The following is a 19,879-nucleotide window of genomic DNA, read 5'->3' as shown; positions in this document are numbered from 1 at the left end:
CAGTCGGTGCCGAAGCTCTCCTTCCCGGGCGGCGCGCTGATCGGCTGTTCGGCGGGCTTCGTCAACGTGCCGCGCATCAAGGGCAGCCACAATGCCGTGCTCTCGGGCCTGATGGCCGCCGACCGCATCGCCGAGGCGATTGCTGCCGGCCGTGCCAATGACGAGGTAGCCGAGATCGAAACCGACTGGCGCAAGAGCGATATCGGCAAGGACCTGAAGCGGGTCAGGAACGTCAAGCCGCTCTGGTCGAAATTCGGCACGGCCTTGGGCGTGGCGCTCGGCGGTCTCGATATGTGGACCAACCAGCTTTTCGGCTTCTCCTTCTTCGGCACGCTTGGTCACGGCAAGACCGATGCCGCCTCGCTGGAACCGGCCTCCAAGCACAAGAAGATCGACTATCCGAAGCCCGACGGTGTGCTCACCTTCGACCGCCTGTCCTCCGTCTTCCTGTCGAACACCAACCACGAAGAGGATCAGCCGGTCCACCTTCAGGTCAAGGACATGGCCCTGCAGAAATCGTCCGAGTTCGGCGTCTATGCCGGCCCGTCGACGCGCTACTGTCCGGCCGGCGTCTATGAATGGGTGGAGAAGGACGGCGAAGAGACCTTCGTCATCAACGCGCAGAACTGCGTCCACTGCAAGACCTGCGACATCAAGGACCCCAATCAGAACATCAACTGGGTGCCGCCGCAGGGCGGTGAGGGGCCGGTCTATCCGAATATGTGATCTGTTTTATCCGACGCCGAGCGCCTCGGCGATTTTTGCCAGGCGCTTGTCGCGGGTCAGAAGCCGGGTGCCTTCGGCCAATTTGGCCGAGGCAAGCAGATGAGCATCGATATAGCCGATGCCGCTTCCCATGAGCGAATGCTGCTTGATCAGGAAGAGGGCTTCGAGATTGCTGGCGACGGTCGCCTGCGGCAACTCGGAGAGCGATTGAAGGATGAGATCGTATTGCGGCATCGAGCCGAGCGCTATCTCTCCGAGAACGAAGGGATGAACTAAAATCTGCTGTCTCTTGAGCAGAAATTCGACCTCTTCTTCGCGCTTTCGCAGATGGTCGATCCAGATCGAGGTATCGAGTATGATCACTCGGACTTGTCCCAATCCGATCCGCCCCATGTTCCATCGCGATTCCAGCGGCGTCTTGGGGGAGCTTGCAGGTCAGGTGCGCTGCCGCCCAGCATAATGAGACGACGCGCTGCTTCTTCCTGTATCAAGCGCGTGAGGGCTTCTTTCAAAAGGGCAGACCGCTCCTTGATGCCAGTGACTTCCTGCGCCCTGGCAATCAACTCGTCGTCCAAAGTCACCGTGGTTCTCATTTCGGCCTCCTGCTGTATCAAAAATAGCATCAAATGATGCGCATTCTCAATGCGGCTGCAAAGAATGCCCGGCGTCCGTTAATCCCGGACCGTCCGTTTAGCGTTTCATTAACCATAATCTCCTTAGCCTGCGACATCATCTTGACGCACTAAGGACACGTTTATGACGATCTCGCGCCGGGGCTTCCTGATCGCTCTGCCCCTCTTTGTTGCCGGCTGCTCTTCGACCACTCTGAACAGCCAGACCAACTATGCCGCACTTCCGGATGAGAAATTTCCGCTCAGGCAGGTGCCGATCGATCAGATCAAGCCGGAGCTTCGCCGCACCGAAGTCGCCTATGAAGGCGGCTATGCGCCGGGCACGATCGTGGTCGATACGCCGGCGCGGCGCGCTTACTATATCCTCGGTGACGGCCGCGCGATGCGTTACGGCGTCGGTGTTGGCCGCGAAGGCCTGGCCTTTGCGGGCAATGCCTATGTCGGCCGCAAGGCGGAATGGCCGAGCTGGACACCGACCGAGAACATGCAGCGCCGCGAGGAGCGTTACCGCAAGCTCGCCGGCGGCATGCCGGGCGGCCCGAACAATCCGCTCGGCGCGCGTGCCATGTATCTCTATCGCGGCGGTGGCGATACGCATTTCCGCATCCACGGCACCAACCAGCCGCAATCGATCGGCCTTGCCATGTCGAGCGGCTGCATCCGCATGATGAACCACGATGTGATCGACCTCTACAGCCGCGTCGAAGTCGGCGCCAGGGTCGTCGTCATCCAGGCAACGGCCTGAATCCCCAAGCCGGGACTATAGTCATGCAAAAGCCGCCGCAGCGGATCGCTGTCGGCGGCCTTTGTTTTGGCGAATGTTCAGCGGCGCTTGGCAGCGATGCCGGTCGAGAGCGCCACGCCGATGCCGGTGATCACGGCCGCACTGATCTCGGCAAGACCCATTTGCTCGCCGAGCAGGACGCCGCCGCCGAGCGTCGCAAGCACCGGCGTCAGCGCCGTAAAGGCGGCGGCCTGCGTTCCGCCAAGGGTGCGCACTGCCGTACCATAGGCCACCATGGCGACAAGGCCGGACAGAATGCCCTGGCTCAGCACCTGCAGGCCGATTTCCGGAAGCGGAGCCTGCGGCAGCGAAATGCCGAAGACCAGCGCAAGGGCGGCCATGATCAGGAAGGACCAGATGGCGATCAGCGCGCTGGCCTGGATGGCCGAAAGACCCGAGCGGCGGAAGGCATGCGTATAGCTTGCCCAGAGAACGGCGCCAGCCGGCAGCAGCACGAAGCTCGTCCAGGGCAGGGAGGCATCGGCAAGGCTGCGCACGAGCAGGATCAGCACACCGGCGACGATCGCCAGCAGCCCGGCAATCCGCGTGGCATCCGGCCGTTCGCGGAACAGCAGAATGCCGATCAAGGCGGTGGCAAGCGGCATGGAGCCGCCGAGCAGGATGCCGGACGAGGCCGCCGGTGTGGAATGAATGGCAAGCGTCGTCACCAGGAAGAAGATCGCACCGCAGCCGGCGACCATGATTGCCAGCAGATGAAGCGGAAGGCCCTTTGGCAAGAGCCCGGTGCGCAGCCAGACCGGTGAGAGAACGAGCGCCGGAATGCCGAAGCGGATGAGGCCGATATCGATCGAGCCGAGCGGCGTTGCAGCGCTGTGGCGGGTTGCCAGAAACCATGTCGACCAGATCAGCACGGTCACGGTGCCGGCGGCATAACCCAAGCCTTGCGAAGGCGATTTCTCGTTTGAAAATGCGATCGTGCTCATTGCCCTGTCCTTTCCTCCGTCCGGATGTCATCCGGTTGAAAGAACATTAGCGCCAGAGGCCGAGGCATGTCCTTGCTATCTGTGGCTCAAAAAACATGCTAGGCGCAATGATCTGCCAATTCACGCTGATGGATTTCGCAAATATGCCAAATCTTGATAAATTCGATATCGCCATCCTGAAATGCCTGCAGGAGGATGCGCGCGCCACCAATGTCGAGATCGCCGAGAAGGTGAACCTCTCGCCATCACCCTGCCTGCGCCGCATCCGCAACCTCGAGAAGCTCGGCGTCATCCGCCGCTACACTGCCGATATCGACCGCAAGGAGGTCGGGCTCGGCCTCACCGTCTTCGTCGAATTCAAGGTTGCCCGTCACAGCAAGGAGAATTCCGAGGCCCAGCAGGCGGCACTGCTCGCCATCCCCGAAATCGTCTCCTGTTTCCTGATCTCGGGCACGGCCGATTTCCTGGCGGAAGTCGTGGTCGAAGACCTCTCGGCCTATGAGCGGCTGCTGACGGAGACACTGCTGACCCTGCCGAATGTCACCGATATCCGCTCGAATTTCGCCATCCGCAGCATCAAGACGCATGGACCGCTGAAGCTGCCCGAGCGCAACTGACGCACCTCTCAACAAGACATCCCAATAAGGTGATTGTTTTTGTAAACTTTACTTGAAAAATTCACTTCACTTCTGTAGCGGGTGTCTCATCCGGTGTGAGGGCCGGTGATCATTTCAGTATGAGGACATTTGCCGTGAGCGTTTTTGATATTCCGCTGTCGCGCCGCCAGTTCGGCCTGTTGCTCTCGGCTGGTGCGGTTGCTGCCGTACCGAGCCTTGCCTTTGCCGATGATGACAAGCGCACGATCAAACACGAGCTCGGCACCACCGAAATCTCCGGCAAGCCGCAGCGCGTCGTCGCCCTGGAATTCTCCTTCGTGCAGGCGCTGAATGCGGTCGATGTCGTGCCGGTTGGCATTACCGACGACAACCAGCCGAAGCGCATCGAGCAGCTTCTCGGCAAGAAGATCGACTACAGCTCGGTCGGCACGCGGCTGGAGCCCAATCTCGAGCTCGTTGCAGCGCTGACGCCCGATCTCATCATTGCCGATGAACTCCGCCATTCGGCGATCTACGAACAATTGAGTGCCATTGCGCCGACCATCGTGCTGAACAGCTGGGAAGGCAGCTACGAGACGATCAAATCTTCGCTCGTGACCATCGCCGATGCCCTGGGCGAAAAGGCGAAGGGTGAACAGGCGCTTGCCGCCCATGAGGCCGTCATTGCCGGACTGGTCGCAAAGATCCCGGCCGGCGAAAAGCGCCGCTTCCTGCTCGCCGTCGCCAATCCGGATTCCATGAGCCTGCATAGCTCCTCCTCCTTCACCGGTTCCGTCTTCAAAGCCATGGGCCTGACGCCGGCGATCGATTCCAGCGATGCCGTGGAAAGCGGGGCAGGGATCGAGCGCCTTGTCGCCATCAATCCGGACGTATTTTTGGTTGCGACCGATGCCGGCGCCACCGTGTTCGACCAGTGGGAGAGCAACGCTGCCTTCAACAACATTGCGGCGGTGAAGACCGGCATGGTCTTTCAGGTCGACCGCAACCAGTTTTCCCGTTTTCGCGGGTTGACGACGGCAGAGATGATCGCTCGCGAAATCCTCGCCAAGGTCTATCAGGCCGGATAAGCGCCAATGACGACAAAAGGCGGCGCAGCCATGCGGCATGAAACCGGCAGCCCCGTGCGGTTGGCATTCTGCCTGTTGCTGGCGCTCGCCGTAGTTATTCTGGCCGGCATTTCCTTCGGCGTCTCCGGATTGCCGGTCGCCCGCGCACTTCATCTGCTCTTTGCACCCGACGGCTCGCCGGATGGTGCGCTGGTCTGGGATGTGCGCCTGCCGCGGGCAATGCTTGCCATGCTGGTCGGCGCCAATCTCGCCATTGCCGGGGTACTGATCCAGACGCTGACCCGCAATTCGCTCGCTTCGCCGCAGACCTTCGGCATCAATGCCGGGGCTTCGCTGGTCATCGTCATCTCACTTATCGCGATGCCCGGCCTGAGTGCCGGCGGCACGGTCTGGCCGGCCTTCATCGGTGCCGCCGCCGTAGGCCTCGCCATGTGGGCGCTGTCGGTCTCCGGTGCGATGAATGAGATGAAGCTGGCCCTTGCAGGCATCTCCATCCAGCTCGTGCTTGCCGCGCTCGTGCAAGCCATCCTCATTGCCAACAATGCCGGGCAGGATATCGTCTATTGGCTCGCCGGCTCCATCAATGGCGCGCAATGGAGCAAGGTCTGGATCATCCTGCCCTTCACGCTTCTCGGCGGGGGGATTGCCTTGATCGCCGGTCGTCATTTCGGAGTGCTGGCGCTCGACGAGACCACCGGGGTTTCGCTTGGCCAGAATGCCCGGCGTGTCGGCGGCCTTGCCGCCACACTCATCGTCATTCTCGCCGGTTCCGCCGTCGCCGTCAGCGGCCCGATCGGCTTCATCGGCTTGCTGGTGCCGCATATCGTGCGGCGTCTCGCCGGCAACGACCAGCTGACAGTGATCGTGCTAAGCGCCATCACCGGCCCGTTGCTGCTGACTGCCGCCGATCTCTTGGGCCGCGTCGCCGCGTTTCCGGCCGAAACCCCTGTCGGTATCGTGACGGCGCTGATCGGCGCACCGGCTTTCGTCGCTATCCTCTGGCGGCAGAGGGCGAAATGACGAGCGCTGTCCTGCCATCGAAGAGCCTGCGTGCGGCAAGCGTCTGCCTCGTCGTTGCTGTTCTCATCCTCATCATTGCCGTGCTCGGCATGACGATCGGCGCGGTCACGCTCTCGGTCGGTCAGGTGCTGGATGGTATCGCCGGCGGCAAGAGCGCCTTCATCGTCATGCAGTACCGCGCGCCGCGCGTCATCGTTTCCATCCTCGCCGGCGCCTCGCTCGGCGTCGCCGGCACCTTCCTGCAAGGCGCGCTGCGCAATCCGCTGGCCTCGCCCGACGTGGTCGGCATCACCAAATGGGCCGGCCTCGGTGCCTTCCTCGCGGGCCTCTTCACCCCGCCTGCCTGGGCCGCCTGGGCCATTCCCGCTGGTGTCATCGCTGGTGCGGTTGCCGGCGCATGTGTGCTGCTCGCGATCGGTCGCAGCTTCGGCGGCGGCATAGCGGCATTGGCGCTCGTGGGCGTCGCGCTCGGCATGCTGGCCCAGGCGTTGATGCAATATGTCATGGTGCTCGTCCCGACCCGCGCCGACCAGTCGATGGTCTGGCTTGCAGGCAGCGTCTATGGCTCGACGATGACCGATGTGGTCGCTCTCTCGCTCTGGCTCATCGCCTGTCTGCCTTTCGTGCTGATCGCCACCATCCGGCTCGATGCCGGCGGCTTCGGCGACGATACGCTTGTCAGTCTCGGCATTTCGCCCGGTCTCTTGCGCGGCGGCCTCATCGTCGTCTCGGTGCTGCTCTGCGCCGGCAGTGTCGCCGCCGTCGGCTCCATGGGCTTCCTCGGCCTGCTGTCGCCTCATGCCGCGCGCCTGCTCGTCGGTTCGCGTGCCCGTCACATGGTTCCGGCAAGCGCCCTGATCGGCGCCCTGACGCTTTCCGCTGCCGACCTGATCGGCCGGCTGGTTGCCCTGCCGAACGAGATCCCGGCCGGCATCGTCGCTGCCGTGATCGGCGGTCCCTATCTCATTTTCCTGCTGATCAAGGAGGCAGGCCGCCCATGACTGATGCAGGTATGACTGATGCCGCCCATTCGCGCCTGTCCGCGCAGGATCTGACGCTCGGTTATGCCGCGATCAAGGTCCTCGACCATGTCGATGTCACGATCCCCGATGGCAAGATCACCGCCCTGATCGGCGCCAATGGCTCCGGCAAATCGACGCTGCTGCGCGCCCTCGGCCGCATCATCCAGCCGCTCGGCGGCACCGTGACGCTGGACGGCAAAGCGATCGCCACCATGCCCGGCAAGGCCATTGCCCAGACGCTGGCGCTCTTACCGCAAAGCCCCGTTTCACCCGATGGTCTCACAGTGCGCCAGCTCTGCCGTTTCGGCCGCCACCCGCATAAGGGCATGCTGTCGCGCACGACACGGCACGACGAAGAGATCGTCGAGGCATCGCTGGCCGCAACCGGCCTGACCGATCTCGCCGAACGCCCGCTCGACCGTCTCTCCGGCGGCCAGCGTCAGCGCGCCTGGATCGCCATGGCGCTGGCGCAGGAAACGCCGATCCTGCTGCTCGACGAGCCGACCACCTATCTCGACATCGCCCATCAGCTGGAAGTTCTGGAACTGTTGAAGGAGCTGAACGAGAAACGTGGACGCACCATCGTCATGGTGGTCCACGATCTCAATCACGCCGCCCAATATGCCGACCACATCATCGCGGTCGCCGATGGCGGCATTCACGCGGCAGGCAGCCCCGCCGATCTTCTGAAGCCGGAGCTCATCCGCGCCGTCTTCGGCATCGACGCGGTCGTGATATCCCATCCCGTTGATGGGACACCACTCTGCCTGCCCTTCGTCGAACGTTAGAGCCATTCCAGCAAAAACGTGCAACGGTTCTGCGTTGAAGCGATGAGATGGAGCTGTTCTTGCGCAGAACCAACCAGATCATTGGCACGGTGCATAGGATGCATAACTTGCATAGGATTTTCCATACGCCGTGTGGGAAATGTCAGACGGTGACATGGCAGGTATTGAATCTGACATTTCCTAGGGAGCGTTGAAAACTGCCTATGCATCTTATGCATCCTATGCAGGCCCCGTCTGGAATTGCATCAGAACAATACTCTGGATGCGGATGATTTCAGGCCGATTGGCCTGAAATCTGGAGCAGGATCTACAGCAGCGTCCCGCTGAGGATCAGCAGCGCCACCGAGAAGTAGATGACGAGCCCGGTCACGTCGACCAGCGTGGCAACGAAGGGAGCCGATGCCGTTGCCGGATCGAGCCGCAGTTTCTGCAGCAGGAAGGGCAGCATCGAACCCGAGATGGAGCCGAAGGTGACGATGCCGACCAATGCGGCAAAGACCGTCAGGCCGACAAGCTGCCAGTGCGGGCCGTAGTCATAGAGCCCGGCCGTCTGCCAGAAGATCACGCGCAGCAGGCCGACAAGCCCGAGAATGGCGCCGAGCACGATGCCGGTCGGCAGTTCGCGCAGCAGCACCCGCCACCAGTCGGTCAGCTTCAACTCGCCGACAGCAAGCGCCCGGATGATGAGCGAGGTTGCCTGCGAACCGGAATTGCCGCCGGAGCTCATGATCAGCGGAATGAAGAGCGTCAGCACGACGGCCTTTTCCAGCTCGCCTTCGAAATGCTGCATGGCGCTTGCCGTCAGCATTTCGCCGAGGAAGAGAGCGCAGAGCCAGCCGGCCCGCTTGCGGATCATGCCGCCGAAGCTGATCTTCATATAGGGCTTGCCGAGCGCTTCCATACCGCCGAATTTCTGGGCGGCCTCGGTGGTGTCTGATATCATCGTGTCGATGACGTCATCGACCGTGACGATGCCGAGCACCATGCCGTGATCGTCGACGACGGGCAGCGCCAGGAGATCGTGCTTGCGGATCAGCCGTGCGACGTCTTCCTGTTTCATCAGCGCATTGGCCGAAACCGGCGTGCCCTTCTGAGCAACGGACAGGATCGAGGCATCGGGCTCGCCGGTAATGAGGCGGCGCAGTGTGACGACATGCATCAGCGCGCCGGAATTATGATCCAGCACATAGATTGCATAGACGGTTTCGCGCGAGCGTTCGACCTGCCGGACATGGTCCAGCGTCTGGGCAACAGTCCAGTCGTCGGGCACGCTGACGAATTCCGTCGTCATGATGCTGCCGGCCGTGCGCGGCGGATAACCCATCAGATGCTGGATGGCGATGCGGACGGGTTCTTCCAGGCTGGAGAAGAGGCGCACGCGATTATCGACGTCGAGTTCCAAGAGAACGTCGGCGACGCGGTCGTTGGACATGCCGTGCAGCAGCCGGGCCGAATCCGCACTGTCCATCAGCGCCAGAATGGTTGGAGCATTGCGCAGCTCCGGACGGTCGAGAATGTTGACGGCATAGTCCTGCGGCATCCGCGAGAGGATGCGGCCGGCTTCAGCCGGGGCAAGCCCGTTCAGCGATTCCACGCGCTCGGCGATGGACGCAACACGGCTGTTGTTCATGAAGGCACGGGCGGCATAGCCGGCCCGCAGGGGGAAGCGATTGATATTCATTGGCTCGCCTTTCCGTCGATCCGCCGTAGCGTCCGAACGGGCGAGCCTGGAGCATCCAGGTCAGCGCACGACGGCCGCGTACGGCAAAGGCAATCGACTGCTACTGTCGCTTGGCATCGTGATGATGGCTCCGTTGATATCCGTGCAAAACTTGTGTCATGCACGTGTCGCACTAGGTGGTCTCGAATGCGGAAAAAGTCAAGCTGCTTAGATGTTTAACGCCAGAATGCCGCACCCTCGGCGCGGCATTATAGGTCAACATCCTTTACGCAATATTTCGAGCGTCGGAAAAGGCGGATTTTCGACCTCGAAAGCCTCAGAAGCCGGCGAGAACGACCTTGCCCTTCATCCTGCCGCTTTCGACCATCGCATGCGCCTTTTTCAGGTTCGCGGCGTTGATCGCACCCACGGTTTCCGACAGCGTCGTCCGGATCTTGCCGGCATCGACGAGGTCTGAAATCCTGTTGAGGATCTTGTGCTGCTCGATCATGTCGGGCGTGCCGAAGAGTGGGCGGGTGAACATCAGCTCCCAGTGAACGGAGGCCGCCTTGCGCTTGAAGGGAACGATATCGAAAGTCTTGGGATCGTCGATCAGTGCGAAGCGGCCCTGCGGCGCGAGCACTTCGACAATATCGGCGACATGCTTGTCCGTATTCGTCGTCGAGAAGATGAAGCCCGGCGCTCCGATGCCAAGCGCTGCGACCTGCGGTGCGATCGGCTGCGAATGATCGACGACGTGATGCGCGCCAAGCTCCTTCACCCAGTTCTGCGTTTCCGGACGCGAGGCCGTGGCGATAACGGTGAGGTCCGTCAGCGCGCGGGCGATCTGGATAGCGATCGAGCCGACGCCGCCCGCACCACCGATGATGAGCACGGCAGGGGCCGCACCCGGCACGGGATCGGTGACGCGCAAGCGGTCGAACAGGGCTTCATAGGCCGTAATCGAGGTTAGCGGCAGGGCGGCCGCAGCAGCGAAATCCAGGCTCTTCGGTTTCCTGCCGACGATGCGCTCGTCAACGAGCTGGAATTCGGCATTCGAGCCGGGGCGATTGATGACGCCGGAATAGAAGACCTCGTCGCCCGGCTTGAACAGCGTGACGTCTGAACCGACCGCCTTGACGATGCCGGCAGCATCGAAGCCCAGCACTTTCAGCTCATCGGCGGGCGGCGCCATGCTGGCGCGGACCTTCACGTCGACAGGGTTGACGGAGACCGCCCTGATCTCGACGAACAGATCGTGACCCCTAGCCTCGGGTGTGGGCAGTTCGACATCGATCAGCGAGGTTTCGGCGGCGATTGGCTGTGGGGTCTTGTAAGCGATGGCGCGCATCTCGGGAAACTCCTGTGTTCATTGCACGAGAGCTAGATGCGACCTATGTTCCGGCAACGCAAGAATGCACAAATTCTGTACGTAGTACCAAAAAGGATACTGTAAATGTCGCTGCCGCGCGCCAAACTGGTCACGAATTTTCCCGGTTGCCCGGTGGAGGCGACGCTGAGTTATCTCGATGGAAAGTGGAAGGGCGTGATCCTTTTCCACCTGATGGACAAGACTTTGCGCTTCAACGAGCTGAGGCGCCATCTGCCTGCCATCACCCAGCGCATGCTGACCAAGCAGCTGCGCGAGCTGGAAGGTTCCGGCCTGATCTCACGAACAGTTTACCCGGTCGTGCCGCCGCGCGTCGAATATGCGCTGACGCCGCTCGGCTCCACGCTGAAGCCGGTCATCCGGGCGCTCGCCGCCTGGGGTGATGAATTCGTCTTCTGCAGCCCCGAAGGTCGGGAGCTGCGTATTGCAAATGCCTTAGGCAGTTCGGCTGCGGAGCTCCAGGCGTAGCGACGCGGCAAAGACGAAGAGGCCGAGGAAGGACAGGACAGCACCCACATAGCCGGTCGCTGCAAAGCCATAGCCAGCCGCAATGACGAGGCCGCCGAGCCATGCGCCAAGTGCGTTGGCGATATTGAAGGCCGAATGGTTGGAGGCGGCCGCCAGCGTCTGCGCATCGGCCGCAACATCCATCAGGCGCGTCTGCAGCGCCGGGCCTGCCGCAAAGCCGCAGCCGACGAGGAAGACGCAGAGCCCGAGCATGTAAGGGTTCGAGGCCGTCAGCGAGAACATCGTCAGCACAAAGATATTATAGACCAGCGAACCGCCGATCGTGCCGAGCAGCGACTTGTCGGCTAGCCACGAGCCGATGACATTGCCGGCGTTCATGCCGACGCCGAAGAGCACGAGCATGAGCGCAACGGCTGTCTCCGGCAGCATCGCCACCTGCGTCGTCGTCGAGGCGATATAGCTGAACATCGCGAACATGCCGCCATAACCGACAGCGGCGATAGCGAGCGTCAGCAGGATCTGCGGACGGCGGAAGGCGCTGAGTTCGCGCAGCGCACTTGCCCCTTCGGCGACCTTGTCATGCGGCACGTAGAACCAGATGAGGGCGACTGTCACGAGGCCGATGATGCCGACGGTCAGGAAGGCCACCTGCCAGTCGAGTGCCTGACCGAAGAAGGTCGTCAGCGGCGTGCCGAGCAGGGTTGCGACCGTCAGGCCGAGCATGACGCGGCCGACGGCCCGCGCGCGGCGATGCACCGGCACCATGGAAGCGGCGACGAGCGCTGCCACGCCGAAATAGGCGCCATGCGGCAGGCCGGTGATGAAGCGCAGCACCGCGAAGCTCTCGAATGTCGGTGCGACGGCGCTCAGGATATTGCCGACGGCAAAGAGCAGCATGAGGCAGAGCAGCAGCGTGCGCCGCGCCATCTTGGCGGCAAGCACGGCAATGACGGGCGCCCCGATGACGACGCCGAGCGCATAGGCGCTGATGACATAACCTGCCTGCGGGGTCGTGACCGAGAAAGTATCCGCCACATTTGGCAGCAGACCCATGATCGCGAATTCGCCCGTACCGATGCCGAAGCCGCCGGCGGCAAGTGCGAGTTGGACCAGGGCAACGGTCATGGCCGAGGGAAGCGCTGCCTCCGGTCCAGAATCGATGGAATCGTTGACGGCAACCTGGCTCACGGGCGGTCCTCGGAGGATCTGTGCTTGGCGACGGCCGCTGGCGGGACGCGCAGGGCCGGTCATTTGCAATTGGTGGGCAGAAATGGCGGGGGGCGGAGATATCATCTCCATCATCCCATCTATTGAACGGCAAGCTGGAAGCGTCGAGTGTTTTTTTTGCAGTGCAGCGTCCTGCTATCTGCATACGTCCATTGCAATATTTGCGTTTCGGCGATGTGGCGGGGCAAACCATCCGGCTTGAAATCGCAGGTGCATCAACCATTTCTTGAGGGCAGGGATAGCGAGGATAGGAAACAGGCACCTCATGAAGCTTGTCGGCTTTTTCAATCGCGACGGCGGTACCTTCAGAACGACAGACATGCAGGCATATGAAAGGCGCGCGGAAGAAGTCTTCCGCGAAGCCGGCCATGATTTCGAAGCGATCGTCTTCTCCGGCAGCGAGATCGTTCCCGCCATGGAGCGTGCCGCACGGCGCGACGATATCGATGGCATCGTCGCCGGCGGTGGGGATGGCACGATTTCAGCCGCCGCATCTATCGCATGGAAGAATGGCGTGGCGCTCGGCGTCGTGCCGGCCGGCACCATGAACCTCTTTGCGCGGTCGCTGAAAGTGCCGCTCGATATCTGGCAGGCGCTCGAAGTTCTTGCGTTCGGCGAACTCGACAATATCGATATCGCCAGCGCCAACGGAAGGCCGTTCATTCATCAGTTTTCCGCTGGCCTGCATGCACGCATGGTGCGCTACCGCAATTCCTACAGCTACCGCTCCCGCCTCGGAAAGATGCGCGCCAGCACGCGTGCCGCCTTCGGCGTCGTCTTCAACCCGCCGGAATTCGAGGTCGAGTTCGAGGCGGCGGGTATGAAGGAGACCCGACGTGTCTCGGCGATATCGGTCTCCAACAACCCTTTCGGCGAAAACGCGCTGCTCTATGCCGACAACCTGCGCAGCGGCGAACTTGGTTTCTACACGGCAAAACCGCTGAAACCGCTCGGCGTTGCACGATTGGCGATCGACATGCTGCGCGGCAAATTCCGCGAAAACGATGCGGTCATGGTCCTGCATCCGGCCGAGGTGCATTTGCACTTCCCGAAGCTGCGCGCCAAGGCGAACTGCGTGATGGATGGCGAGCTTCTGCCGCTGGAGCGTGATGTCACCGTCAAGCTGCATCCGGGCGAATTGAAGGTGCTGGTCAAGCAGGGATTGGCCGCACAGGAAGGCGAACGGGAACGGCGAGAACCGGCCGCGTGATTTTCAGAACGAAGCGGAGCGCCTGGCCCTGAAAGGAATGAGAGCGTTTTCGACGATATCCCGGTCCGCCGCGTCGCCGAAAACACAGCTGCGATTGCGCCCCTTCTTCTTGGCGCAGTACAGCGCCTCGTCGGCCGATGCGATGAGCTGTCGCCAGCCTTCGGCACCACAGGCGCCGGAGGCGACGCCGATGCTGACTGTGATCGAGAGATCGACGCCGGTTTCCGTATCGCGGATGACATGCGCCTGAATGCGGCTGCGAAGTTCTTCGGCAAAATCCAGGGCGTTCGAAAGATCGGATGTGGAAACGAGAACGGCGAATTCCTCGCCGCCGTAGCGCGCGACGATGTCCGTCGGACGCATTGCACCCTGCAGCAAGGTGGCGATTTCGATGAGCACGGCATCGCCGGTCAGGTGGCCATAGGTGTCGTTCACCGTCTTGAAGTGATCGATATCGATGAGCATCAGGCAGACATCTTCCTCGCGCTCCGAAGGGGCATTGCCGAAGCCTTCCAGCGCCCGGCGGTTCCAGACACCGGTCAGCCCGTCCTTTTCGGCCTGCATCTTCAGGCGGGCTTCGTACTCGGCCCGTTCGTCCAGCTTGCCGCGCAGCAATTCCAGCGCCTCGAACAGGCTGCGCATCTCCGGCGCCTTGGAGATCGTCTCCAGGTCGGTCACGGGATTGCCGTCTGCGAGCGCGATGATCTGGCGTCGTGCCATCAGCAGTGGACCGAGCATGTGCAGGCGGATGGAGCGGAAGAGCGTAAACAGCACCGCAAGAGCGGAGGCCGTGATCACGGCGATGACTGCCAGGCGATAGGAAGCGGCGTAGTGCTGGGTCCGGTAGCGCTTCACGACATCGTCGAGAAAGACCGTGCGCAGCCGTTCGAGCGGCTGCAGTGTCGGAACATAGTCGCGCGTCAGGTCAACCGCAGAAACCGAATAATCTCCCGAGATCTTGCCTTGCTCGATCAATATCTTGACGAGTTCGAGACCGGATCCGAAAAAGATCGTATCGATATCCTTCAGGAGTTGCGCAGACAGCCCATCGTGATCGCTGACGATTTTCTGGCCCTGCATCAGCGTGCGCAGCTCCAGAAGCCTGCCAATGGTGCGGCTCGCATCGGTGATATGGCTGTCGCGTAGCGGCTGGCGTGTGGCAATCGGACCCATGATCTGGGAGGCGGCCCGACCCCCATATTCGCGCATGTCGCTGATCATCCGCCCCGTCAGGAATGGTGCGGTCAGTTCCGACCGGCGGGTGGTGAAGGCGGCGATGTGCCAGTCGACGACATGCTGGAATGTCTCGATCACCTCGATCATTTCGCCGATCGCGTTCTGCACATCGCTGGGCTCGCGGTCGGCGAGCGGTGTTGCGGCAACGCGGTCGACGGCTTGGCGAGCCGCGCGAAGCTGCGCCCTTGTCTCAGCGAGTGCCGCCTGGAGATCGGAAAGGGAGGAGACGTCAACTTCGGGCGGCTCATCGAGCGCCTCGAGCGAGAGATCGCTGATACGCCGGAAGACCTTCAAGCGCTCTGTTGCCTGCGCGCTGCTATTCGGCTCGATCGCCATGATGTCGTTGGCCGGTCCGCGCTCCGCCGACATGCGGCTCGCCGCTTCCAGAACCTGGCGGAAGCGCTCTACAGCCAGCAGATTGTTATTGGTGGAGCGGTAGCTTTCGTAAGTCGGAATGAGAGCGCTGGCTGTCAGAATGAGGGTGAGAAACGCCACGATGACGGTCGCAAAGAGCAGCTTTCCCTCAAGAGTGATGCGGTTCATCAAACCGGATCCCTTTCAACTCGTCATCCAATCCGGCCCCGTTGCCGGTTTAATGAATATGCTGATACCGGGCATATATTACCGATTTCGAGTATAGGTCATCGATAATGCCAACAGGGTTAAGAAAAGCGCCTAAGCGAAACTTATGTGACGGCCTCTATTAACTACAGGCGTGCAAGATAGGTGCGATAGTCGAAATCCGACACGGTGCGCAGGTACGCTATTGCTTCCTTGTACTTCGTATCGCCATACAACTTTCGATACTTGTCGCCAAAGATATTGGCGATGAAGGCCGACTGCCGGAAGGCCTCGACCGCCGTCAGGAAATCATGCGTCAGACGCTTGGCTCCCGGTGATGTAGAGGCGGGCGTCGTTTCTTCGCCGGGATCGAGATCTCCATCGATTCCGAGCAGCATGCCGCCGAGAATGGCCGCCAGCAGCAGATAGGGATTGGCATCCGCACCCGCCACGCGGTGCTCGATGCGCGCCGCCGGCCCGTTGCTATCAGGAATGCGGATTGCAGTGCCGCGATGCCCGCTGCCCCAGGTGAGGTCGGTCGGCGCAAACGAACCCGGCTGGAAGCGGCGATAGGAATTGGCGAAAGGGGCGAAGACGAGCTGCGCCTCCTGCATGGTCTGCAGCATGCCCGCCGTCACCGATTTCAGAAGTGTCGGCTCGCCGCCCTTGGCATCGAGGATATTGTTGCCATCCCTGTCGATGATGCTGGCATGCACATGCAAACCCGAACCGGCATGGTCCGAATAGGGCTTGGCCATGCAGGTCGATTTCAGCCCGTGCTTTCGCGCCGCCTGTTCGGCAACGCGTTTCAGGTAAAGGCAATCATCGGCTGCAGCCAGCGCATCGGGCCGGTGCAGCAGATTGACCTCGAACTGGCCGGGGCCGAATTCCGCCGTCGTCGCCTCCGCCGGCAGGTTCATCGCCTTGGCGTAAGCTCGCAGCGTCTGCAGATAGCCGTCGAGCGCATCGACGGCGCTCATGTCATAGAGCTGGAAACCGTTCGGATCGCCGCGATAGGTGAGGCTTGCAGGCGGGGAGGGAATACCCGTCTCGCGCCAGTTCTCCTCGACCACATAAAATTCCAGTTCCGTTGCCACCACAGGCGTCAGCCCGCGTTCGGCATAGCGTTCAAGCACGGAAGCGAGAATGCCGCGCGGATCCATGAAGCTGCGGCTGCCGTCGAACTCGTGCATCGTGGCGAGCACCTGCATCGATCCCGCGGGCGCCCAGGGCATCGGCGCCAGGCTGCGCCTATCGGGAATGACATTGCCGTCGGGGTCGCCGATCGTCAGCGACAGGCCGGTAATGTCGTCATTGTCATCGCCCCAGATATCGAGCGACTGCGTGGAGGTCGGCAGGCGGATATCGCCGGCCCAGACTTTCTTTTCGGCCGAAAGCGGCAGTTGCTTGCCGCGCAGATCGCCATTCATGCCGACGATCAGGATCTCGAAACGCGGATCGCCCTCTCCAGCCTGTTTGCCGTTGCTCGCCATGACCTTGAAAATCCTCCCGCAGAAGGCCAAGGTCGTAAACCATCACCGAAAGCCTTTCAATCCGAAGGTCTAATCATGTCCGATACTTATCCGCTGTCGAACCTTGCCGCGATCGATGCCGCCCATCATCTGCATCCCTTCTCCGACATGAAGAAACTGAATGCCGACGGTACGCGCATTATCCAGCGCGGCGAGGGCGTGCATATCTTCGATACCAACGGCAAAAAATATCTCGATGGTTTCGCCGGCCTCTGGTGCGTCAATATCGGCTATGGCCGCAAGGAAATCGCCGATGCCGTCGTCAGGCAGATGAACGAGCTTCCCTATTACAACACCTTCTTCGGCACGACCTCGCCGCCGGCGACCCTGCTGGCACAGAAGGTGACGTCCAAGGCCGGGCCGCGATTCAACCACATCTTCTTCACCGGCTCAGGCTCGGAGGCGAACGACACCTGGTTCCGTATGGCCCGCGTCTATTGGGCGACGGTCGGCAAACCCTCGAAGAAGACGGTCATCGCCCGCCGCAACGGCTATCACGGCTCGACGGTCGCCGGCGCCAGCCTCGGCGGCATGAAATACATGCATGAGCAGGGCGACCTGCCGATCCCAGGCATCGTCCATATCAGCCAGCCCTACTGGTATGGCGAGGGCGGCGATCTCTCGCCAGCCGAATTCGGTCTGAAGGTCGCCCGCGAACTGGAAGCCAAGATCGACGAACTGGGCGAGGAGAATGTCGCCGCCTTCGTGGCCGAACCGATCCAGGGTGCTGCCGGCGTCATCATCCCGCCGGAGACCTACTGGCCGGAGATCGACCGCATCTGCAAGGCGCGCAACATCCTGCTCGTCACCGACGAGGTCATTTGCGGCTTCGGTCGCCTCGGTGAATGGTTCGGCCATCAGTATTTCGGCGTCGAGCCGGATTTTGCCCCGATCGCCAAGGGGCTGTCGTCAGGCTATCTGCCGATCGGCGGCGTGCTCGTCAGCGATCGCATCGCCGATGTGCTGATCAACAACGTCGGCGATTTCAATCACGGCTTCACCTATTCCGGCCATCCGGTCTGCGCTGCCGCAGCCCTCGAAAACCTGCGCATCATCGAGGAGGAGAAGCTGGTCGAACGCGTGCGCGACGACATCGGCCCCTATTTCGCCAAGAAATGGGGCGCCCTTGCCGAGCATGATTTCGTGGGCGAGGCTGAAAGCGTCGGCCTGATGGGTGGCCTGCAGCTTGCCGCCGACAAGAAGACCCGCACCCGCTTCGAAAAGCCCGATCCGGTCGGCTCGCTGGTACGCAATCATGCGCTGGCAAACGGCCTCGTGCTGCGCGCCACCGGTGACCGCATGCTGGCCTCTCCGCCGCTCGTCATCAGCCATGCGGAGGTCGACGAGATGGCGCGCATCGCCAAGATTGCGTTGGATGCTGCCTGGAACGAATTGCGGGCTTGAAGCATGTCGCGCAAAAGTGTGCAGCGGTTTTGCGAGAACGACATGCGTAAAACAAAGACTTAAAGCGTGGCAAGCAAATCCGAAGGATTGCGACACGCTTTAGGGGTAGGCGACGGCATAAGCGAATTGATAGGTGTCACCCGGCCGGCCGTAGATATAGGGCAAGGCGACGATATGCGTCTCCGGCTGTTTCAAGCCGGTCTGCGCCAGCACATCCCCAAAATATTCATTCGGCCAGGCCGGCGGGGTCCCGCCCTTGTCATCGCGCCAGACGAAGACGACGGGATGTTTCGCGTCCAGCTGGAACGTCGGCTTGAAATCCGGATAGAAATAGGACTGCACCGGGGTGTCGGGCATCAGCAGCCGCATATTGCCGTCGAGATGCGGATCATAACCGACGATCAGCCCCGGCTCGCCGCCGATATCCTTGCGGATGGTTTCGGCGAAGCTGGCATAGGGAATGTTCAGCCGCTGATATTTGCCGAGGAGTGGCCCCCAATAGGCCCGCATGGCAAGCACGGCCAGCACCACACCCATGATGACACCACTGACAGCGAGCGATTTCCGCAAGGGCGCTCCGGCATCGACTTCGGCACTATCGGCCTTCATGCAGATATAGAGCGGCAGGATGAGGAAGAGTGGCGTCAGCCATCGATCGGCGACGTTGTCGACGCCGGCAAGCAGGATCATCAGCGCAATGGCGCCGATCTCGATCAGCAGGATGCGCCCGGCAATTCGTGTCCAGCGGCTGGAAGCGCGCCACATAGCTGGCAGCGATTTGGCAAAGAGCGCCAGAAAGATGACGACGGAGACGCCGGCGATACCAACCATCGCGGAGATGAAGCGGAGAAAGCCGGTCGATACCTGCGACAGAAAGCCTTCGCCCGCACCGGTCATCTTATGCAGTGTGCGATCGACGGCAAGGTCGAGATGCTGCAGGAACCACAGCGCGTGCGGCAGCACGATAGCGATCGACAGGACGATCGTCAGTGCGAGCCGCCAGTCGAAAATCCGCTTGCGGAAATCGGCGTCGATGAGGGCGGCGACCAGAGCAGCGGCAGGAAGAAGCGCGAAATTATACTTCGATATCATCCCGATGCCGGTCGCGATGCCGACGATGGCATAGGAGATTGCCGACGGCGTCTTCAGCGTCCGGAAGAAGCCGTAGAGAAACAGCGAACCGGCAAAGATCGTCGCCACCGAATGTGTCAGATCCCGCTGCGCCTCGAAGACGATCTGCGGCACGGTGAGTAGGCCGAGCGTCGCCACCACCGCCAGGCTGCTGTTCTTCAATGTCAGCCGTGCCGTCATCCAGTAGAAGGTGTAGGAGAGGAACAGCATGCTGCATTTGAGGAACGACAGCGAAAACAGCGACACGCCGATGAGCGATGTAACGCCATACTGCACCCAGTTGTAGAAGGGCGGCTGCGAGTTATAACCGAAGGCGAACCACTGCGAGAGCAGCATCTGCTCCGCCTCGTCCAGCTCCAGCGCATTGGGAATGCTGAGCCGCACGATCAGGTGGAGCAGAAAATAGGTTCCGAGCACCGCCAGGATCAGATGTGGCCGGCGGCTGAAAAGGCTCTGCACG

General features: G+C 61.6%; 20 protein-coding genes. 11 read left to right on the top strand and 9 right to left on the bottom strand.

All coding sequences use genetic code 11. The annotated features are described in order from the left end of the window. Nucleotides 1-726 (top strand): electron transfer flavoprotein-ubiquinone oxidoreductase (locus PMI11_RS22750; protein ID WP_007821738.1); only part of this gene is annotated, 726 nt, incomplete at its 5' end. A 6-nt stretch (nt 727-732) separates the two neighbouring features. Here the strand turns inward: PMI11_RS22750 and PMI11_RS22745 are convergent. Continuing rightward, on the bottom strand, nt 733-1,089 hold the full coding sequence (locus tag PMI11_RS22745; RefSeq protein WP_007821736.1) for a type II toxin-antitoxin system VapC family toxin: 357 nt from the start codon (nt 1,087-1,089) through the stop codon (nt 733-735). Beyond that, a complete protein-coding gene (locus PMI11_RS22740; protein ID WP_007821734.1) occupies nt 1,086-1,319 on the bottom strand; it encodes a type II toxin-antitoxin system VapB family antitoxin in 234 nt (77 codons plus the stop codon). Before PMI11_RS22740 ends, PMI11_RS22745 begins: the two co-directional genes overlap by 4 nt. A 163-nt stretch (nt 1,320-1,482) precedes the next feature. Between PMI11_RS22740 and PMI11_RS22735 the strand changes: the two genes are divergently transcribed. Next, the gene (locus tag PMI11_RS22735) at nt 1,483-2,103 is read left to right on the top strand and encodes a L,D-transpeptidase (RefSeq protein ID WP_007821733.1); all 621 of its coding nucleotides are present in this window, start codon (nt 1,483-1,485) and stop codon (nt 2,101-2,103) included. Between the two features lie 77 nt (nt 2,104-2,180). On the opposite strand, the gene PMI11_RS22730 is transcribed toward PMI11_RS22735, so the two are convergent. Next, on the bottom strand, nt 2,181-3,086 hold the full coding sequence (locus tag PMI11_RS22730; protein ID WP_007821732.1) for a DMT family transporter: 906 nt from the start codon (nt 3,084-3,086) through the stop codon (nt 2,181-2,183). A gap of 143 nt (nt 3,087-3,229) precedes the next feature. Here PMI11_RS22730 and PMI11_RS22725 point away from each other — a divergent pair, with 143 nt between their 5' ends. The 5 genes from PMI11_RS22725 (at nt 3,230) to PMI11_RS22705 (ending at nt 7,600) form a co-directional block, all read left to right on the top strand. Further along, nucleotides 3,230-3,703: an Lrp/AsnC family transcriptional regulator gene (locus PMI11_RS22725; protein ID WP_037071926.1), complete on the top strand. Its 474-nt coding sequence runs from the start codon at nt 3,230-3,232 to the stop codon at nt 3,701-3,703. A gap of 134 nt (nt 3,704-3,837) precedes the next feature. Next, on the top strand, nt 3,838-4,770 hold the full coding sequence (locus PMI11_RS22720; protein WP_007821730.1) for an ABC transporter substrate-binding protein: 933 nt from the start codon (nt 3,838-3,840) through the stop codon (nt 4,768-4,770). Between the two features lie 6 nt (nt 4,771-4,776). Further along, entirely contained in the window at nt 4,777-5,790 is a 1,014-nt protein-coding gene (locus PMI11_RS22715; RefSeq protein ID WP_007821729.1) for a FecCD family ABC transporter permease, read from the top strand. Beyond that, nucleotides 5,787-6,791 carry a FecCD family ABC transporter permease gene (locus PMI11_RS22710; protein WP_007821728.1) on the top strand — a complete coding sequence of 335 codons (1,005 nt, stop codon included), beginning with the start codon at nt 5,787-5,789 and terminating at the stop codon, nt 6,789-6,791. The genes PMI11_RS22715 and PMI11_RS22710 overlap by 4 nt, the downstream gene beginning before the upstream one ends. Continuing rightward, nucleotides 6,788-7,600 carry an ABC transporter ATP-binding protein gene (locus PMI11_RS22705; RefSeq protein WP_007821723.1) on the top strand — a complete coding sequence of 271 codons (813 nt, stop codon included), beginning with the start codon at nt 6,788-6,790 and terminating at the stop codon, nt 7,598-7,600. The genes PMI11_RS22710 and PMI11_RS22705 overlap by 4 nt, the downstream gene beginning before the upstream one ends. Before the next feature lie 307 nt (nt 7,601-7,907). Here PMI11_RS22705 and mgtE read toward each other — a convergent pair whose 3' ends face one another. Together mgtE and PMI11_RS22695 are read right to left on the bottom strand one after the other, a co-directional pair. Continuing rightward, nucleotides 7,908-9,281, bottom strand: coding sequence for a magnesium transporter (gene mgtE, locus PMI11_RS22700; protein ID WP_007821721.1), 1,374 nt, complete (start codon nt 9,279-9,281; stop codon nt 7,908-7,910). A 316-nt stretch (nt 9,282-9,597) separates the two neighbouring features. Beyond that, nucleotides 9,598-10,611 (bottom strand): zinc-binding alcohol dehydrogenase family protein, encoded by a 1,014-nt coding sequence (locus PMI11_RS22695; protein ID WP_007821719.1) that lies wholly within the window; start codon nt 10,609-10,611, stop codon nt 9,598-9,600. Between the two features lie 105 nt (nt 10,612-10,716). On the opposite strand from PMI11_RS22695, the gene PMI11_RS22690 reads away from it, so the two are divergent. Further along, on the top strand, nt 10,717-11,118 hold the full coding sequence (locus tag PMI11_RS22690) for a winged helix-turn-helix transcriptional regulator (RefSeq protein ID WP_007821717.1): 402 nt from the start codon (nt 10,717-10,719) through the stop codon (nt 11,116-11,118). On the opposite strand, the gene PMI11_RS22685 is transcribed toward PMI11_RS22690, so the two are convergent. Next, nucleotides 11,086-12,306 (bottom strand): MFS transporter, encoded by a 1,221-nt coding sequence (locus PMI11_RS22685; RefSeq protein WP_007821715.1) that lies wholly within the window; start codon nt 12,304-12,306, stop codon nt 11,086-11,088. The genes PMI11_RS22690 and PMI11_RS22685 overlap by 33 nt on opposite strands. 20 nt (nt 12,307-12,326) lie before the next feature. Here PMI11_RS22685 and PMI11_RS37420 point away from each other — a divergent pair, with 20 nt between their 5' ends. Both PMI11_RS37420 and PMI11_RS22680 read left to right on the top strand, forming a co-directional pair. Further along, nucleotides 12,327-12,575 (top strand): hypothetical protein, encoded by a 249-nt coding sequence (locus tag PMI11_RS37420; protein ID WP_157179669.1) that lies wholly within the window; start codon nt 12,327-12,329, stop codon nt 12,573-12,575. Between the two features lie 35 nt (nt 12,576-12,610). Further along, nucleotides 12,611-13,555 carry a diacylglycerol/lipid kinase family protein gene (locus PMI11_RS22680; RefSeq protein WP_007821713.1) on the top strand — a complete coding sequence of 315 codons (945 nt, stop codon included), beginning with the start codon at nt 12,611-12,613 and terminating at the stop codon, nt 13,553-13,555. 3 nt (nt 13,556-13,558) lie between these two features. Here PMI11_RS22680 and PMI11_RS22675 read toward each other — a convergent pair whose 3' ends face one another. After that, a complete protein-coding gene (locus tag PMI11_RS22675; RefSeq protein ID WP_007821712.1) occupies nt 13,559-15,334 on the bottom strand; it encodes a GGDEF domain-containing protein in 1,776 nt (591 codons plus the stop codon). A gap of 164 nt (nt 15,335-15,498) precedes the next feature. Continuing rightward, on the bottom strand, nt 15,499-16,845 hold the full coding sequence (locus PMI11_RS22670; protein WP_007821709.1) for a glutamine synthetase family protein: 1,347 nt from the start codon (nt 16,843-16,845) through the stop codon (nt 15,499-15,501). A 75-nt stretch (nt 16,846-16,920) separates the two neighbouring features. On the opposite strand from PMI11_RS22670, the gene PMI11_RS22665 reads away from it, so the two are divergent. After that, nucleotides 16,921-18,288: an aspartate aminotransferase family protein gene (locus PMI11_RS22665; RefSeq protein WP_007821707.1), complete on the top strand. Its 1,368-nt coding sequence runs from the start codon at nt 16,921-16,923 to the stop codon at nt 18,286-18,288. Nucleotides 18,289-18,387: 99 nt separating this feature from the next. On the opposite strand, the gene PMI11_RS22660 is transcribed toward PMI11_RS22665, so the two are convergent. Then, nucleotides 18,388-19,878 carry an ArnT family glycosyltransferase gene (locus PMI11_RS22660; protein WP_007821705.1) on the bottom strand — a complete coding sequence of 497 codons (1,491 nt, stop codon included), beginning with the start codon at nt 19,876-19,878 and terminating at the stop codon, nt 18,388-18,390. Nucleotide 19,879: the final 1 nt, after the last annotated feature.

This window comes from Rhizobium sp. CF142 (assembly GCF_000281145.1).
GTDB lineage: Bacteria > Pseudomonadota > Alphaproteobacteria > Rhizobiales > Rhizobiaceae > Rhizobium.
This window is presented reverse-complemented; position numbering and strand designations above follow the sequence as displayed.